1 protein-coding gene is annotated in these 621 nt (G+C 42.2%); it reads right to left on the minus strand.

The window, feature by feature from the left end:
• Positions 1-621: carbohydrate ABC transporter permease (locus R7P74_RS27365; RefSeq protein WP_318123818.1), on the minus strand; the 621-nt coding region annotated here is incomplete at both ends.

Below are 621 nucleotides of genomic sequence, written 5' to 3' on the forward strand. Positions count from 1 at the left end.
TTCTTAACTGCTGAAATTTGCTCGCACCATCCATCGTCGCAGCTTCATAAAGATCATTAGGGATCGCCTGTAGAACCCCCGTTGTCATGGCGAATACAAATGGAAAACCTAGCCAAGTTTGGATCATGATTAACGCAACTTTTGTCCAGAACGGATCAGTCAACCAAGCTTTTGGCTCAATGCCAAAGAAGTCGAGAATCACGTTATTAATCACACCAAAACTATCGTTAAACATCCCGGTAAAAATAAGGATGGTAACAAAGCCAGGTACCGCCCAAGGAAGAATAAAGATTGTACGGATCAGAGGCTTAAATTTAAGGTCTTTTTGGTTAACCAGAATCGCCAACAGAACCCCGACTGTGCATTGCAATGTTGATGCAACTAATGTCCAAACGACTGTCCACTGCAACACATCGATAAAGGTGTTACGCCACAAGTTAATTTGGAAAATGTTGAAGAAGTTCTTCAATCCAACCCAGTCAACCAGCTTCGCAGGCGGTGAGTTGTAAAGGTTATAGTTAGTAAAACCAATCGCAAAACCAAAGATGATCGGAAACACTACAACAAAGACTAAAAGGATAAAACCCGGGCTTATCATCAGATACGGGAAGCCAGCATTGA

This window comes from Vibrio sp. 2033 (genome assembly GCF_033339735.1).